Origin of the sequence: Mangrovibacterium marinum (assembly GCF_003046625.1) — a bacterium.
Lineage (GTDB): Bacteria > Bacteroidota > Bacteroidia > Bacteroidales > Prolixibacteraceae > Mangrovibacterium > Mangrovibacterium marinum.
The window spans coordinates 80,032-96,031 of sequence record NZ_QAAD01000010.1; the positions used below are offsets into that span (position 1 = coordinate 80,032).

General features: G+C 47.5%; 10 protein-coding genes. 3 read left to right on the top strand and 7 right to left on the bottom strand.

The window, feature by feature from the left end; genetic code table 11:
• Nucleotide 1 precedes the first annotated feature (1 nt).
• From C8N47_RS11050 to C8N47_RS11070, 4 genes are all read right to left on the bottom strand, one after another.
• A complete protein-coding gene (locus C8N47_RS11050) occupies nt 2–3,109 on the bottom strand; it encodes a tubulin-like doman-containing protein (RefSeq protein ID WP_107822619.1) in 3,108 nt (1,035 codons plus the stop codon).
• A 10-nt stretch (nt 3,110–3,119) separates the two neighbouring features.
• A complete protein-coding gene (locus C8N47_RS11055; RefSeq protein ID WP_107822620.1) occupies nt 3,120–3,884 on the bottom strand; it encodes a hypothetical protein in 765 nt (254 codons plus the stop codon).
• Nucleotides 3,885–3,887: 3 nt separating this feature from the next.
• Nucleotides 3,888–4,565 (bottom strand): hypothetical protein, encoded by a 678-nt coding sequence (locus C8N47_RS11060; RefSeq protein WP_146161508.1) that lies wholly within the window; start codon nt 4,563–4,565, stop codon nt 3,888–3,890.
• A 979-nt stretch (nt 4,566–5,544) separates the two neighbouring features.
• A complete protein-coding gene (locus C8N47_RS11070) occupies nt 5,545–6,168 on the bottom strand; it encodes a histidine phosphatase family protein (protein WP_107822623.1) in 624 nt (207 codons plus the stop codon).
• Between the two features lie 221 nt (nt 6,169–6,389).
• Between C8N47_RS11070 and C8N47_RS11075 the strand changes: the two genes are divergently transcribed.
• Both C8N47_RS11075 and C8N47_RS11085 read left to right on the top strand, forming a co-directional pair.
• On the top strand, nt 6,390–9,638 hold the full coding sequence (locus tag C8N47_RS11075; protein ID WP_107822624.1) for a S41 family peptidase: 3,249 nt from the start codon (nt 6,390–6,392) through the stop codon (nt 9,636–9,638).
• Nucleotides 9,639–10,155: 517 nt separating this feature from the next.
• On the top strand, nt 10,156–10,731 hold the full coding sequence (locus tag C8N47_RS11085; RefSeq protein WP_107822626.1) for a Pycsar system effector family protein: 576 nt from the start codon (nt 10,156–10,158) through the stop codon (nt 10,729–10,731).
• A 575-nt stretch (nt 10,732–11,306) separates the two neighbouring features.
• Here the strand turns inward: C8N47_RS11085 and C8N47_RS11095 are convergent.
• The 3 genes from C8N47_RS11095 to C8N47_RS11105 all read right to left on the bottom strand — a co-directional run bounded on the left by C8N47_RS11095 (nt 11,307) and on the right by C8N47_RS11105 (nt 12,735).
• Nucleotides 11,307–11,486 carry a hypothetical protein gene (locus C8N47_RS11095; RefSeq protein WP_107822628.1) on the bottom strand — a complete coding sequence of 60 codons (180 nt, stop codon included), beginning with the start codon at nt 11,484–11,486 and terminating at the stop codon, nt 11,307–11,309.
• Nucleotides 11,487–11,545: 59 nt separating this feature from the next.
• On the bottom strand, nt 11,546–12,127 hold the full coding sequence (locus C8N47_RS11100) for a TetR/AcrR family transcriptional regulator (protein ID WP_107822629.1): 582 nt from the start codon (nt 12,125–12,127) through the stop codon (nt 11,546–11,548).
• A gap of 236 nt (nt 12,128–12,363) precedes the next feature.
• The gene (locus C8N47_RS11105; protein ID WP_107822630.1) at nt 12,364–12,735 is read right to left on the bottom strand and encodes a group I truncated hemoglobin; all 372 of its coding nucleotides are present in this window, start codon (nt 12,733–12,735) and stop codon (nt 12,364–12,366) included.
• 484 nt (nt 12,736–13,219) lie between these two features.
• Between C8N47_RS11105 and C8N47_RS11110 the strand changes: the two genes are divergently transcribed.
• Nucleotides 13,220–15,988 (top strand): phosphoenolpyruvate carboxylase, encoded by a 2,769-nt coding sequence (locus C8N47_RS11110; RefSeq protein WP_107822631.1) that lies wholly within the window; start codon nt 13,220–13,222, stop codon nt 15,986–15,988.
• Nucleotides 15,989–16,000: the final 12 nt, after the last annotated feature.

Sequence of the window (16,000 nt, forward strand, 5' to 3'; positions counted from 1 at the left end):
GTTAGTTGTTTAGAATAGTTATAGCTTCGCGCATGGCATTTACAAAACGGGCATAAGTGGGGTCAGCAAGATTGTTGTTGCATTCCTTCAGTACGACTGTTTTGATTAATTCCGCCAAGTTGGGTTGGATTTCTTTTCGTTTGTCCTGATGCAGGTATTCACCGGAAAGTTGGCTCTTTACCTCGCAGCAGATTTTGTCGGCAATTTCCTCGTCCAGTGCAGCAGGTAACTGCGTAAGACGCTCGCCTAATACCACAGGAGGCAGGGGAGTGCCGAATTCATCTTGTTCCGAAATTAAGAAAGCTTTTTTCCCTGTACCGTCCATGCGATCGGCATGGTTGATATAGCCCAAAACATGAGCCAGTAGCAATTGGGGGAGGATATTCTCTTCCATTTTTTTTCGTTGTTCCTCCAATTCAGCCCGAGAAGGCATCAGTATTCGCGGATATTGTGTACCGTCTCCTTCCAGGTGGAGTACCAACCTGGCTACATCCGGGTTATTTCCGCGCAAAAGCAGGTCGTATTTTTCCTTGAGTTTTTTCACGTTGTTAACCATGCGCAGGGAGAAGCAGGAGGTGAGGTTGATGACGGTGATCTCGTTCATACGCTGGCTTGCAGTATCTACATAAATGTGCTTACTACCATCGGAATTGTTCTTAAAAGCATCGACGAGTTTTGCCACGAACTCCTTGTTTTCGGGCGACTGTGGAATACTGATTAGTGTGCTGTTCAGCATGGTGATCACGCCGGGGCGGGGGGCATCGTTGTTCTTGAGCTGACGGCTGATCTCTGTTTTGTCGAAGGACAGGAATACCCCGCTCGATTCCATGACATTGCGGGCAAATTCGTTGAGTTCCGTTTGCTTGTCGGATGTGCCGTACTGTTCTTTTAGCTTCTCAACGATGTTGATGCCAATTAACTTCTGTTTTTTATTGGTAATTAATTCGTTGTGTGCATGGACGGCGCTTTCGCGTGACTTTTGCGAGAAGATATCCATCAGCGCGTCTTCGGTGATGTGCTGGTTGATATTGGTAAAAGTCGGTTCAGAGCCAGCCAGCGCACCGATAGCGTTGCGGATAGTGGAACTTTGCTGTGACTGGATTTGCTGATCACGGGTCACCCGTCCGGTGAATGCCTGCACATCGCTGGCATCATAATACTTCACAACTGTTTTCTGGAATGATTCTTTTGAAAGGTGCTCTTCTTGGCAGCGAGAGTTAATTTCTTTCTCGGCATTGGTCAGGGCGCTGGTAATTACATCCGAAAACCGCTTGATCTCGGCATTGAGTAATTGCATTTCGTTGAGGATCTCGGCCAGTAGTTTCTTGGCAAAGTTGAGTCCTTCAAGCTCGGTCTTTTTGGTGTACAGCTGCTGGAGCAGGGTGGTCTGTGCCTGGAAAAGTTTTTTCTTCTTTCCCATGAGGTCTGTTAGCAGTCCGGATGATGACCAGGCTTGTTCGTTTTGGACTTTTGCACCATAAAATTTTTCGATTTCTTCATTTTTGGAGATGATCTTGGCGTCGAAACCTTTCAGGCGGTTTTCCGAATGGCTGATCAGCGTGTCCATCAGGCGTCCCAGCTCATAGACAGACTTCTGTCCGGTCTGCCATTGACTGAACAGATCGAGTTCAATGGTGTCGCAGATCTCGCGAGCTAGGTCGCGACGGGCTTTTTCTTTAATTTTGAAGAACTCGGGGACGCCGACCTTGCGGAAGTTTTTATCGAAACGTTCTTCGCAGAATTTGGCTAGCTCGTTGATGGCACGCGCTTCGTTTTTTGCCCAGGCTGCATTGGCCAGGTTCGGGATGGTGGCGTTCCATTCGTCGGGGAACGTTTTCCATTTCTGTTCCTTTTCGCTCTGAAGAATAGGCTCTGAAAGCATGATGTGGGCGTCAGAAAGCATCCATCGGTTCAGGGTAGCCCGGTCGTTGACAAAGCTGTTGTAGTCTTCGTTTTTTTGGACGTCTCGGTAGCCCAGATCATCCGACCAATTGTTGTATTTGAACTGCAAGAGAGCCTGTTTGGCAAAGCTGTAGGTGATATATTCGACGATTTCTTCTTCGGGGCTGACAATGCGTTTCACACCGAAGGCATTGAAGCGTCGGGTACGTACGGGCCGCTGGGTGTTGGCGATTTCCAGTGTCTTGGCCGTTTCATCGTTTTCTTTTTCCCCGTCGGCGATATTCTCCAGGGTATAGGCATCTTCAAAGGCGCGGGTTGTCTCATCCACGCTCAGGCTCATATAGTGAAAGATGAGATCGGAAACGATGTTGGGTAGATCTTTTTTGGTATCAACTGTGATTCCGTTTTCATTGGCATTGGTAAACAGAAAACAACTATTGAATACCTTATCTACCCCGTTAAGCGGCACATGGGGGTATTCCCCGCTGACATCGTGCGGAATTAAACGTTTTACTTCCAGAGCATTCAGTTCCTGAAGGGCGGCATAGCCGTTGGCATGGTAAAATCCCTTGTCCCATCCCGGTAGCGGGGATGCTTCGGGCACCAGACAGTAAACCATAATCTTATAACTCAGTCCCGAGCCTATATCCGACTGGAAATGTTTACGCGTTTGAGCGATAATATCAACGACCGAACCACTTCCTGTTCCTCCTGCCAGTCCGGCGATAATGTGAAAGGTAACATCGGTTTTACGGCTTTTTTCGACAACCGCTTTTACCTGGTTCTTCAGGATGCTTTCGTATTCGGAAGCGGCACACGAAAACAGGAACCGTCCCAAGCGCCGCCGTTGGGCAGCAGCTCCGTCGTCTCCCACCGAGCCAACCAGGTTATCCCATATTTTCCGGTCGCCGATCCAGCTACGTATGCCCGGATAGTTATCGACATTTTCCAGTTGACCGCCGAGTGAGGCTCCGCGGATAAACAGGAAACTATCTTTCCCCAACTGGGCACTTTCACCCATTATTTTCCACGTCGGATCGTTTGGCTTCATGTTTTCCATACTGGAATCAACATAAACAAATCCGACGGGAACATTTCGTCTGTCTTCTTCTTTTACCTCCTGGAAAAGTCTTTTCCGGATGGCTTTTAGGATATTACCTCCTGTTCCGCCAATCCCGATGATCATGTGGTTTTTTTGCAGATCCATAGTTGTAGATTTATTTGTTAGCTATTTTTAAGTTCTTATAGGCACAGTATCCAATTATCCCTAAAGGGATTAGTTGTATCAATAGAAAAAGTATAATAAGCATTGTACGTCCCAGGAATACCACCCGGGGTGTTTTCTTCAGCAGTTCATCCCTAATCTGGACGGAAGCCAGTTCTACAGCTCGCGGTATCGGATAAAACTCGCCTTTGCTGCGGAAATAGTTGTCCATATCATTTTTGATTATCTCCTTTGAAATTCGGGATTCGGAGGGCAGGATCATGTCCAGAAAAGAATGTTTTTTAGAAAAATCGAGGCAGGCTTTTTCTGCATACAGATTGGCCGTCAGTATCATACTGGACTCTTTCGAACAAGGAAGATAGGCATCAGCTTGATCGGGAGACGGAACTTCGCTGAAATCTTCCCATCCCGTATTTTTTAAGGCATCATAGGCGTCCTTAAAGGTCTGATCCTGCCACTGCCCATTTTCCCGGAGCGCGGAACTCCATTTTTCAACCGTGGCTTCAGCAACCGGTCTGAGATTGCGGATTCCTACAAAGGCCAACACGAAAAAGAAGGTTAGTAAAGCCGAAAGTGCGCAGAGCAGATGATGTTTCGTACTGACTTGAAAAGATTTGTTCCATAGTTTGGTATACCAGGAACAAATAAACCAGCATAGCACCGCAAGCAGCAAAGCTCCCAAAATAACTTTAAGAAGATGGAGCCGGTTCAGTAATTGTAAACCGTCTATAATGATATTCGTCAGATCAGTGAGCATAAGCTAATAGTCAAAAGATGAGTTATAAGAATCATCAAAAAAGGGAGCGGAGGAGCGATTCGCCCAGACTACTAAAACAACGGCTTGTACGAGCTGGACCACTGTCAATAAAATGATCAGTTTCAGACGTGTTCGAGCTAAGGGCTTGCGCAAACCGGCAATATACTGATCTGAGAAAGCCTCGATCAGGCCTTGTGCATTATCTCTCTCGGCATCGGCAAGTAAACGGGCGAGTCGACTTTTGAATTTCTTATTCTGTTCTAAATTGTCGAAATCCACAACTTTACTTATCCGGGGATATTTTTGTTTGATTGACAAATTGATATTGGAAATTAACGCTTCCGCCTGCTCTTGTGTATTTGATTCCTCGGTTTGGGGTGTTTGGGCGGCGATCGATCTGATTTGCTCCTGCAAGTAAGGGTTGTTGGCCAGTTCCGTTCTTACAGTTCTTGTAGTCTTGTCGATATAATGCAGCCCGGTGCCTGTTACAGCAATAAACTGATAAACGATGAACGTAAAAACAGCAATAAAAAAGCAGAGTACATGATGTCCTACTTTTAGCTGATCTGATTGATTGGCTGCTTTTGTTAGGAATACCGCAAGCAGCCAGCCGCCACCAGCCAACAAAAATCCCACCAACACTGACAGGATTATCTTCCCGAGGATTGTACAAAAAGCCATAATTACCATATTAAAATTTAATACGATGCTGCAGGTGGCTCGCCGTTTGCTTGTAAATCATAACTCCATGTCAGTATATTCACAGAGGTTGTCAAGAGGATTTACTGGGTGCAATTTGTTTCGGTCAAGAGTTATGTTTTAACTGCAAAAAATGATCATCGTATCGTTTTCTATTTAAATTAGATATTGGGCGTTGTTTTATGGTTTCAAAAAAGCAGAGATAAAATTGCGCATCGTTGTGCGGGAATGATTATCTCATTTATTTTCTTGTTTACAAGGATATATAAATTTATAAGGATAAACAAATGATCGTTATTTAATTTTTTGAGAATTATTTATTTTGTATTGTGTCGGACATGAAAGTGGTGTCCGTTTTACAAAAAAAGCCGGAGGTGTTGGTATCTTATGTGCTGGAGCGTTCATCGGGTTGGCGTGTTGTGTCGAGTTGTGGGCTCCAGTGTAAAATGCAACTGCTGTGCTACGAGGTGGGGCGTGGTTTTGCTGCCTTTGGCCAATACAATTGCGAATGTCGGTTGACGGTAGTTTATGTTTAGGGGGGATTAGCAAATTTTTTGTATGGTATGCCGATTCGTTTGGCATTTGGGGGCGTAATCAGAGGGGGGAGAAATTATTCGTTCGTGCCTCGGGATAACGCTTAAATTTGAAACGGGGCAAGGCTACCAGTTAACGCGACGAAACAAATTTTCGTGTATAATTCCGAATCCAGATGCGTGTTTGAACTGGCAGCACGAACGGATACCGGTATTCGAGCTTAAAGTAAAGCGTGTTTTTAAGTAAGCTCACCGCACGACAGATATCGTCTGTGTTCAGAAGGTTGGGCGGTTGTTGGAGGTCGGTTATTCCGAAAGGCAGGGTATTTATTTGAATCCGCTATGCTGATAATATCTGGGTTTTCGCAAGCGCACGAATCGATAATTACGTTCTCGGACGACTCTGGCTGGGTGTTTAACAGGTCTTTTTATAGTTGCCAGTCGCTAAGGCTTTTGCCTTGTTCAGTCACTTGCAGTTCTTCCAAATGCCGGGCAAAGTTGCGGGCAATTACCTTTACGGTTCCATCTTCGTGTAATTCGAAGCGGCTGATGCTGGTGTTTTTCGGCGCGTCCCACTGATAGTACGAGTCGTGGTCGAAACCATGCAGCACGGTCCAGAATGCACGGATCAGACCGCCATGGCTCATGGCAAACACTTGTTGTCCTTCATTTTGTTCTTTAATGCGTTTGATGAATGCTTCGGCACGGGAAATTAAATCCCCGGCAGTTTCGGCCCCCTCCGGCAAATCCATTTCTTTCCAGTTTTTAGGGAAGGGATTTCCTTGCCAGGCTGCCAAATAGCGTTCGCGTAACAGCGGTTCGGGAATGATTTCTTTTTCGGGGTGAAAGCTGGTGACCTCGGCTGTAGTTTTCATCGTGCGCAGCAAATCGCTGGAGTAATAGGCGTCAAAATTTTCATTTTTCAGAAATTCACCCAACATTTTGGCTTGTGCTATTCCGTCTTCGTTGAGGGTTCCCGGTGTTTGTCCCTGGCAAATTCCCTGCTTATTCTCAACCGTCTCTCCGTGTCTGACTAACCAAAAATCAATCATTGTATAGCTCTTGTTTTCGTGTTATTTTTTGCATTCGTTTTCTGATGCAAAGGTGCAAAAACTATCGCAACAAATGGCCTTTGCTCTTTGTTCTTAGGTATTCTTTGCATTCATTTAATGTGTTTTGAAGGTGTTTAACTGTAATTTTTAGTTGATTTACGCTACTTATGGTCGAAGTCTCTTTCGTAATTGATTTTCTATTAATCGCAAAATACATTCCTATGATTAAACCATGTTTTGGATTTTTAATGGCTTTGCTGATTGCTTGCAACATTGCACAGGCTGGCAGTCAGGAAGCACGACTGATGCGTTTCCCCGCCATTCAGGGAAATCAGATCGTCTTTTCGTATGCCGGTGATTTGTATTCGGTTCCCGCCGATGGGGGAACAGCCCGGAAGTTAACTTCGGATATTGGCTACGAGATGTTTTCAAAAATATCGCCCGATGGCCGTACCATCGCCTTTACCGGGCAGTACGACGGCAATACCGAAGTGTTTACCATGCCGTCAGAAGGTGGCTCGCCAAAGCGCCTGACCTACACGGCAACCCTGAACCGCGATTTGGTTTCGGACCGTATGGGACCCAACAACATTGTGATGGGCTGGTCGCCCGATGGTCAGGAAATCATTTATCGCTCGCGCAAGCAGAGCTTCAACTCGTTTAAAGGGCAGTTGTTTCAAGTTTCAACCGAGGGCGGACTTTCCGAGGAACTGCCCCTGGCCGAAGGAGGCTTTTGCAGCTATTCGCCCGATGGAACTAAGCTGGCCTTTAACCGGGTGTTTCGCGAGTTCCGCACCTGGAAATACTACAACGGCGGCATGGCCGACGATGTGTGGATTTTCGATTTCAACACAAAAGAAGTAAAGAATATTACCAACAACGATGCCCAGGATATTTTCCCGATGTGGGCCGGCGACGAGATTTTCTTTTGCTCGGATCGCGATCGGACGATGAACATTTTTGTGTACAACACTAAGACCGGAGCAACAGCGAAAGTAACCAATTTCGATACCTACGATGTGAAGTTTCCCTCGATTGGCGGCGACCAAATTGTGTTCGAAAATGGGGGCTACCTCTACAAAATGAACGTGAAAGACAAGACGCCGGTGAAAGTTCCGGTGTATATCGACAACGACTTCATTTATGCCCGCAATGAATGGAAAGACGCCTCGAAGCAAATTTTCGACGCCGATGCGTCGCCCGATGCTGAGCGGATGCTTTTTAGTGCCCGTGGCGATGTTTTTAGTGTGCCCGCAGAAAAGGGGATCACGCTCAACCTGACCCAAACACCGGGCGTGCACGAGCGCAACGCCGTATGGTCGCCCAACGGAAAGTATGTGGCTTACCTGTCGGACGAAAGCGGCGAGTTCGAGATTTACATGAAGGAAGCGAAAATCGGCGCAAAAGCAATTCAGCTGACAACGGGTGCCGATACCTACAAGTTCAGCATCGACTGGTCGCCCGACAGCAAAAAAATTCTATGGGCCGACCGGAAACTGCGCTTGCGCTATGTGGATGTTGAAACGAAAAAAGTGACCGATGTGATCGAGTCGGAGTGGGGACAGGTCCATGCTTACAACTGGTCGCCCGACAGCAAGTGGATTGTCTTCAGCAACCCGACCGATAACCAGTTCTCGAAGATCTCGGTGTACGGGCTCGAGTCGAAAGCAATTAACGATGTGACCGACAACTGGTACGACAGCGGTTCGCCGCGCTTCTCGGCCGACGGTAAATATATTGTCTTTGTGTCGGAGCGCGACTTCAACCCAACCTACAGTTCAACCGAGTGGAACCATGCCTATTCCAACATGGCCCGCGTGTACCTCGCTATTTTGTCGAAGGATACGCCTTCGCCTTTCGCCCTGGAGAACGACACCGTGAAAGTTGAAGAGGAGAAGACGGAGGCGAAAAAGGACGAAAGCAAAGACGAAAAGGCGGAAGATAAAACGGTGAAAATTGATTTCGACGGTATCCGGAATCGCATCCAGTCGTTGCCGATTAAAGCGTCGAATTATTACAATGTCAACCTGGTTGGCGACAAAGTTTATTATTCGCAATACGAACACGGCGTGACCACGAAAATGTACGATCTGAAAGCGAAGAAGGAAACTGATTTGGGCAAATTTACCTACGGCATCACCTCGAATGGCAAGAAGATGATTGTTCGCGAGAAAGGGAAATATGCGATTATCTCGTTGCCGGCGGGACCTGTTAAAATTGATCAAACAGTGGATACCTCGAACATGGATGTTTGGGTGGATTACCCCAAAGAATGGAAGCAGATTTACGACGAAAGCTGGCGCCAAATGCGCGACTTCTTTTACGTATCGAATATGCACGGACTGGACTGGAAAGCCATGCACGACAAATATGCCGCCTTGGTTCCTTATGTGCGCCATCGGGATGACCTGACTTACCTGATTGGTGAATTGATTGGTGAGCTGAACGTAGGTCATGCTTATGTGCTGAGTGGTGAACGTCCCGAGCCAAAACGCATCAAAACCGGTTTGCTGGGCGCTAAAATCAGTGCCGATAAGTCGGGCTATTTCAAAATTGACGAGATCCTGAAAGGGGCCAACTGGGATGAAAAACTGCGCTCGCCACTGACCGAAGTTGGGATCGACGCGACAGCGGGCGACTACATTGTGGCTGTAAACGGAATCAGCACCACAACGACCAACGATTTGTACGCGATGTTGGTTGGCCTGGCCGATAAAGAAGTGGAGCTGAGCCTGAACAGCAAAGCAAGTGCTGAAGGTGCCCGGCAGGTGCTGGTGAAACCAATTGCCGACGAGGCAGACTTGTACTACTACAACTGGATTCAAACCAACATTGAAAAAGTGAACAAAGCGACCAACGGCGAGGTGGGCTACATTCACATTCCCGATATGGGGCCCGATGGACTGAATATGTTTGCCCGCTTGTTCTACCCGCAGCTGAATAAAAAAGCGTTGATCATCGACGATCGCGGAAACGGTGGGGGTAATGTGTCGCCCATGATTTTGGAGCGCTTGCAACGCGAAGTACAGCGCCAGAACACCCGCCGCAACTACAAGCATGCCACTCCGGTGCCCAACAAGATGATGGTCGGCCCCAAGGTGTTGCTCATCGACAAATACTCGGCCTCGGATGGCGACCTGTTTCCTTACGGCTTCAAACACTACAAGCTGGGAACCGTGATCGGAACCCGTAGCTGGGGCGGAGTTGTGGGCATCAGCGGTTCGCTGCCGTTTATGGATGGTGCCGACTTGCGCAAGCCCGAGTTTGCCTCGTTCTCCTCGGAACAGTCCGAGTGGATTATTGAAGGCCATGGTGTTGAGCCCGACCTGGTGTTGGATAACGATCCCTACGAGGAATATATGGGCAACGATGCCCAGCTGAACAAGGCCATTGAGCTGATTAAAGAAAAAGTGAAAACGGAGTACAAGCCGCTACCGGCCATTCCGCCAGCACCGGATAAAACGAAATAATTCGAATAGCGAGAGGGTTTGACTTCAGGTCGAGCCCTCTTTTTTTGTTCCTGAATTGCCCTCTCAAAGCCGTGAAGTGTTCCTGTACGGCTTGCAGGGGCGTGGCAAAGGAGCAAAGACCCTGGATGCAAATCGGTATTTGATCGGTGTATTGAGAAAATTGCTATGAAATATTGAAAAAGCTTGAGGAAATATCAAAGAGCTTTAAATTGATATCGAATAAGTTGAATGATATATTGAATAAGTTGAAGTGAATGTCAAATAAGCGCAAGTCGATATTAAATAGGTTAAAGGATATATCAAGAAATTTGTATTTAATATCAAGTATGTTGAAGTCAGAATCAAATAAATTGAAAGATGTATTAAGCTGGTTTGAGTTCGTGTCAAGTAAGGTGGAGTCGGTATCAAACACTCTTGAGGTCTTCCGAAAACGAATATTTTTTTTCATTTTAGCAGTCGGATCAGCTACCGTCGGAGAGACAACTGAGCCCGGAGAAACACCAAAAGTACAACAACATTGAACGAGGAACCCGAAAAAGACGCGGCAAAACAGCCCAAGCAGAAAACAACCGAGAAAGGCATTGAGTCGATGTTTAGGCTGACGGCCAGCAATCAAATGCGCTTGAGCTCCATTGGCGACAAAAAAGCCAACATCCTGATATCGATTAACTCGATTTTGATTTCCGTGTCGGCAGCTGTTGCAACACGACAAGCCATGGATTATCAGCAGTTTTTGCCGGCTCTGCTGGTCCTGTTTTTGTCGAGTTTAGTATCGTTGATTTTTGCAATTCTTTCGTGCCGCCCCGAGTTGAAACCGATTAACGTAACCGACGAAGAACTCAAACAGCGGAAGGTTAACCTACTGTCGTTTGGCAACTTTAACCGCATACCTTATCCCAAATATCACCAGGCCATGCGCGAAATGATGGACGATTACGACTATCTGTACGGCAATCTGATTAAAGATCAATATGCCCTGGGTAAAGCCTTGTACCGTAAGTTCCGGCTGCTGCGCATAGCTTATAACATCTTTATGTACGGTTTCATTTTTGCAGCCGTGGTTTTTGTGCTCAATTACCTGATGATTCAATAAAAGCGGATAACACTTCCGAAATCACGGGGCAGGATGAAAGTCGCGGATTGTCGGCGGTCGTGGTTGTCTCAAGTTTTCGGGTTGTCGTTCTAAAACGCCATCAATAAGAAAGAAGGCCGTGCGATCAATGAGCAAGAGTCGGGAACCAGTTGGCCTATTTTTATCAAGACCGGGATCAAACGAAAAGCTTAGTGAACCCGGGAAGCTCCGCCGCCAGAAGGAGATCACCCGGTTGAACTTAGCTTTTCGGCAGATGGCGGTTGAAGATAAAAATCAGCCATGACCTTTTTGTTTCGTTTTTGTGTCACTACAAAAATGAAAACCCGTCCGGTAGGACAAGGTTCCTCTTTGAGCAAAAGTAGGAATGAAAAACAGCTCGGGTTGGGGCAAGTCCCACCAAGAAAAGTTTGCGACAGGATGAGCCTTTGCTTCAGGTTCGAGCTGGATCGCCATTCAAGGCATCCCCGATGCGGTTTGGAAATCCTGCCTACCGCAGGAGGCGCATCACCCGAAGGGATGTTTACAAAAAAATTGCGCGTAACCGCACCAAAGCTCGGAGCAGCGCGCCCGGAGGCTTAGTTGCTGTTGTTCAGAAACTGAAGTAAGCCCCGAAAGTCTTGTTCTGTTTTGAAGATATATTCCTCGCCCAGTTTCAGGGAGTGTACGTGGTGGTACAGGGTGGTCAGGGCTTGCGGTGAAGCCGTGGTTAGTTTCAGGCAAAGCGCCTTGTAAAGCTGTTGTCTTGTTGTTTTCATGTTGGCTGTGTTTTATACCCCGGACTGGCGAAGTGTTTGGGCTCCTTGCAGGGGGCTTTCTAGTTGAATAATTTTGACGTGAAGATGTCGGCTAAGCGTTCCAGTTTTTCCTGATCGTAATCATCATCCCGGTCGATCAAATATTTCAGACTCCCGTAAAAACCGGCTAACAGCAACTCGGCCATTAGCGGAAGGTCTTCCTGAGCGACACTGCGAAATTCTCCCGAGTCGTAGGCATCCTGAATAATTCGTAAAACATAGTTTTTTTCAAATTCCATCATGCGTGCAAAGCGCTCGCGCTGACACTTTTTATCGTAGTTCACATGCGCTACAATGCGGTAAACATTCAGCATGCTAAGGGTGCCTTTCTGGAACTCTATCATATAGGTTTTTAGCTTTTCCTGAATGGTTTTTTGTTCTTCAACCTGCTCTTTTACCATGCGCCGAAGCTTGGTCAGCTCCATTTCAATCACCGAGTCAAATACTTCTTCTTTACTGTTGAAATAATGATAAAGGGTGCTTTTGGCTTTGCCACAGGCCGTGGCAATCTCGTCCATGGTTGTCTTCTTCAGGCCGTATTGCTGAAAAAGTTTTTGAGCCTGACCAATGATCTCAAGTTTTACAAGTTCGTCTTTATTCATAGAAAACCGACTGGATTAGTTTTTCGGTCCAAAAATAAGGGCTACAACTTTAATCTGCAAAAATAGCAGTGAATTTGTTGTTTGAGCATCGCCGAAGAACCCTTTGCGGGGAGCCCGGCGTTGAAGGTCCAATCAACTGCAATTGGCCGTCGGCAGTGTGTTGGGCCGTGGGGATAAACGAAAAGCAACAGGCTTCATGAACCGTGGGCAGAAGCCTGTTGCTGCGGGCTGCTGCTTCATTGCCCGATAATCTGATCTTTCAGGGAATAGGCGATAGCGAGTACATCTTTTTGTGTTTGTTCGTCGATGTTGTGCTTGTTTAAAGCGCTCATAATATCGTCAATCACATCCAGATATTCTGCTTTGCTGATATTCATACCCCGGTGGGCAGGGATCATTTCTTTACCCTCATACACTTCGGGTCCTCCGGTTCCGGAGGCCAGAAAATTGATCAGATGTTGTCGTGTTTTGGCGAAGTGATCCTGGTCATCTTTTAAGGGTAAAAAACGGGCTTTAACGGCTGGGTTTGTCAGATGGTTTTCAACAATATCGTCGACCAGTTTGGTAATTCCGTCCGATCCTCCGAGTCTTTCGTAGAGCGATTGCATACTGTGATGAATTTGAAATTAGTGTTTTGCGGGGCGGTATCAACCATTAAAAATGGAGTTTGACAGGCTGTCGGAGCAGTTAATAGCTGCCCGGAATCTGAGAGCAAGAATGCCGGGTTTTGCTTAACGGTTAGTTCTGGTTGATCCGCAAAGAAGAACCGGGTTGTTGATGACCGGTGTGCTGCCGAAATGGATCTCCGATTTTTTTATAGGGCTACGGGAATGAGCCCGAAAGGTTCGTCGTCGGTCGGTGTGCCCAAACAAAATACGGCAGGTAACCCGCTGTTTTTTTTACGGTTGAACTTCTCCGTTTAACGGACTGGTTGTTTTTCGGTTTACGCTCGGCGCAGGGGCTTGGCAATATGATCACATTGATGTATTTTGGCATCAATTGTAAACACCACGGCCCGTTGAGCCGTTATAAGGTTGACCATTTTTTTTGAACCGAATGATAACCGAAGTGTTTTCATAAACCAATAATACGATGAATACAGTTTTTACCCAAGTCAAAAATGCATTAGGCAAGCCCTATGATGACCTTCATTTTCTGTTAATCTGTTTTAAAGAGGTGCTGGAGGAAAATAACCAGCAAAAGCTGGTTGAGTTGCTGCCCTGGCTAAACCCGACGGTGCCCTCCGATCCGGACTTAATCAGCAACGAGTACATTCATCTGATGTCGATGTGTTTTCAGTTGCTGAACCTGGTTGAGGTGAACGGAGCAGTACAGAGTCGTCGGCACAAGGAAGATGAAGATATGGCCCAGGTAAATGGTTTGTGGGCCAATCAGTTCAAATATCTGAAAAGCCGCGGTATCACCGAGAAGCAGATTCTGGAAGTGTTGCCGACTGTGCTTGTTGAGCCGGTGTTGACGGCTCACCCCACCGAGGCTAAGCGAGCCGTGGTGTTGCAGGAATACCGCAAGTTGTATTTGTTGCTGGTGAAACGTGAAAATCAGATGTATACGCGCATCGAACAAGCCGAAATCCGGCAGGAAATCAAGCAGATCCTGCATCGTTTGTGGCATGTGGGTGAAATCTACATCGAGAAGCCTCGGTTGGAGTCGGAACTGGATAATATTCTGCACTATCTCACGCAGGTCTTCCCCGGGGTGATCATGATCCTGGACAAGCGACTGCGGCAAGCCTGGAAAGAGTCGGGCTTCGATCCCAAGGTGCTGAACAATTCCGATTTGTTGCCTGTGTTGTCCTTTGGCAACTGGGTGGGCGGCGATCGCGACGGTCACCCGCTGGTTACGCCCGAAATAACCCGCCAAACGCTGGAGAAACTTCGCATTCACGCCTTCTATATTATTAAGACTGAACTGAAAGATTTAGCACAGAAGCTGAGTATTTACCACAACATATCGGATGTCAGCGAGGCGTTTGTGAACCGCTTGCAGCAGCTGCGCGAGGAGCTGGGAGCCAATGCCGAGCTGGAGCTGGAGGAACATGCCGAAGAAATTTTTAAGGCTTTTGTGCTGATTCTGATTCAGAAGATTCCCATCGACCTGACGCGCGAATTTAACCTCTCCCTCGAGGATAAAGCCAACAGCTACCGAAGCTCCATTGATTTGATTGCCGATTTGAACCTGCTTTACCAGGAGCTGGAACGATGCGGTATTGCCGAGGTGGCCCATGTCGATGTGGGGCGTGCCAAGCGGATCCTGAAAATCTTTGGTTTTCATCTGGCCAAGCTGGATATCCGCCAAAATAGTGCCTATCACGACAAAGCCCTCAATCAGCTGATAACAGCCTCGCTGGGAGCCGAAAAGGCCGCTCAGCTTGACGAGTCGTCCGAAGCCCGGCGGGCCTTCCTGGATCAGGAATTGCAGATAAACCGGCCCTTCCTGGTGAAGCATCAAAATTTGGACGCGGAAGGACAAAATGTTATCGGCTGTCTGCAAGTGGTGAGTAACCATGTGTACCGTTACAGCCCCAATGCCTTCGGGAAGATTATCGTCAGTATGACCCGCAATACGGAGGATTTACTGACCGTTTATTTGTTTTTGCGCGAGGTGGGGCTCATCGTTAAGCGCGATGATAGGCTGGGAGCCGTTTTGCCAGTTGTGCCCTTGTTTGAAACGATTGAAGACCTGAAGCAAAGTCCGCAGATCCTCGATGATTATCTAAGTCAGCCCATTGTTCAGCAAAGCTTGCGATTGCAGTCGTGGGAAAACCCCAGCGGCGAGCTTATTCAGGATGTGATGGTGGGCTACTCCGACAGCAATAAGGATGGGGGCATTTTGGCAAGCTCCTGGTTTTTGCACGAAGCGCAGAAAGAACTTACGGAGATCGGGCAGAAGCATGGTGTGAAAATTCGCTTCTTTCATGGAACCGGCGGTAGCATCAGCCGCGGAGCAGGGCCCAGCCATTGGTTCATAAAAACCTTGCCTTATGGCTCCATCAATGGCAAGTTCCGGGTAACGGAACAGGGCGAAACCATTGAACGCAAATATGCCAACCTGGTGAATGCGGCTTATAATCTCGAGCTGATGGTCTCGAGCGTAACCGCTCAAACAGTTTTGCACCAAAATACCAACGGGCAAAGCGAGGAAGTTGAAAGTCTGTTTCGCCGGCTGGGCGACCGGGGACGCCACCATTACCGGCAGCTGATCTCCGATCCGGACTTTATCAGCTTCTTTTCGCAGGCGACACCGATTGATGTGATCGAGTCGAGCAAAATAGGCTCGCGCCCGGCACGGCGTACCGGCAAACGCAGTATGGAAGACCTTCGGGCTATTCCCTGGGTGTTCAGTTGGTCGCAATCGCGTTTCAATATTACCAGTTGGTACGGCGTCGGTTCAACCCTTAGTGAGCTGAAAAATGAAAATCCGACGGAGTACAACCGTTTGCTTCAATTTGTGGAGTACGATCCTTTTGTGCGCTACGTGATGACCAATCTGGACAGCAGCCTGGCGGCAACCGATGAGCGTATCATGGCTAAATATGCCTCGCTGGTGGAGGATCAGCAGATTCGCGACCGGATTATGGAGGTCATTCAGAATGAATTAAAACTCACGCGCAGCATGGTGGCCGATGTGTTGAAGCGGCCAATTAACGAACGACGGATCAATCATTACTATTCAACCATACTTAGAGCCGAGGCTCTCGATAATTTGCACGATGCCCAGGTGGAGTTGCTGCAAAAATGGCGCGAGGCCAAAAAAACAAAGTCGAAAGATGAAGATCACTATTTGTTTGCCTTGCTGCAATGTGTAAATGCCATTGCCAACGCGCTGGGAGCCACCGGTTGATTGACAAGACCG

Coding starts and splice junctions, on each gene's coding strand:
- C8N47_RS11050 (WP_107822619.1), bottom strand. CDS start 3,109: ATGGATCTGCAAAAAAACCACATGATCATCGGGATTGGCGGAACAGGA.
- C8N47_RS11055 (WP_107822620.1), bottom strand. CDS start 3,884: ATGCTCACTGATCTGACGAATATCATTATAGACGGTTTACAATTACTG.
- C8N47_RS11060 (WP_146161508.1), bottom strand. CDS start 4,565: ATGGCTTTTTGTACAATCCTCGGGAAGATAATCCTGTCAGTGTTGGTG.
- C8N47_RS11070 (WP_107822623.1), bottom strand. CDS start 6,168: ATGATTGATTTTTGGTTAGTCAGACACGGAGAGACGGTTGAGAATAAG.
- C8N47_RS11075 (WP_107822624.1), top strand. CDS start 6,390: ATGATTAAACCATGTTTTGGATTTTTAATGGCTTTGCTGATTGCTTGC.
- C8N47_RS11095 (WP_107822628.1), bottom strand. CDS start 11,486: ATGAAAACAACAAGACAACAGCTTTACAAGGCGCTTTGCCTGAAACTA.
- C8N47_RS11100 (WP_107822629.1), bottom strand. CDS start 12,127: ATGAATAAAGACGAACTTGTAAAACTTGAGATCATTGGTCAGGCTCAA.
- C8N47_RS11105 (WP_107822630.1), bottom strand. CDS start 12,735: ATGCAATCGCTCTACGAAAGACTCGGAGGATCGGACGGAATTACCAAA.
- C8N47_RS11110 (WP_107822631.1), top strand. CDS start 13,220: ATGAATACAGTTTTTACCCAAGTCAAAAATGCATTAGGCAAGCCCTAT.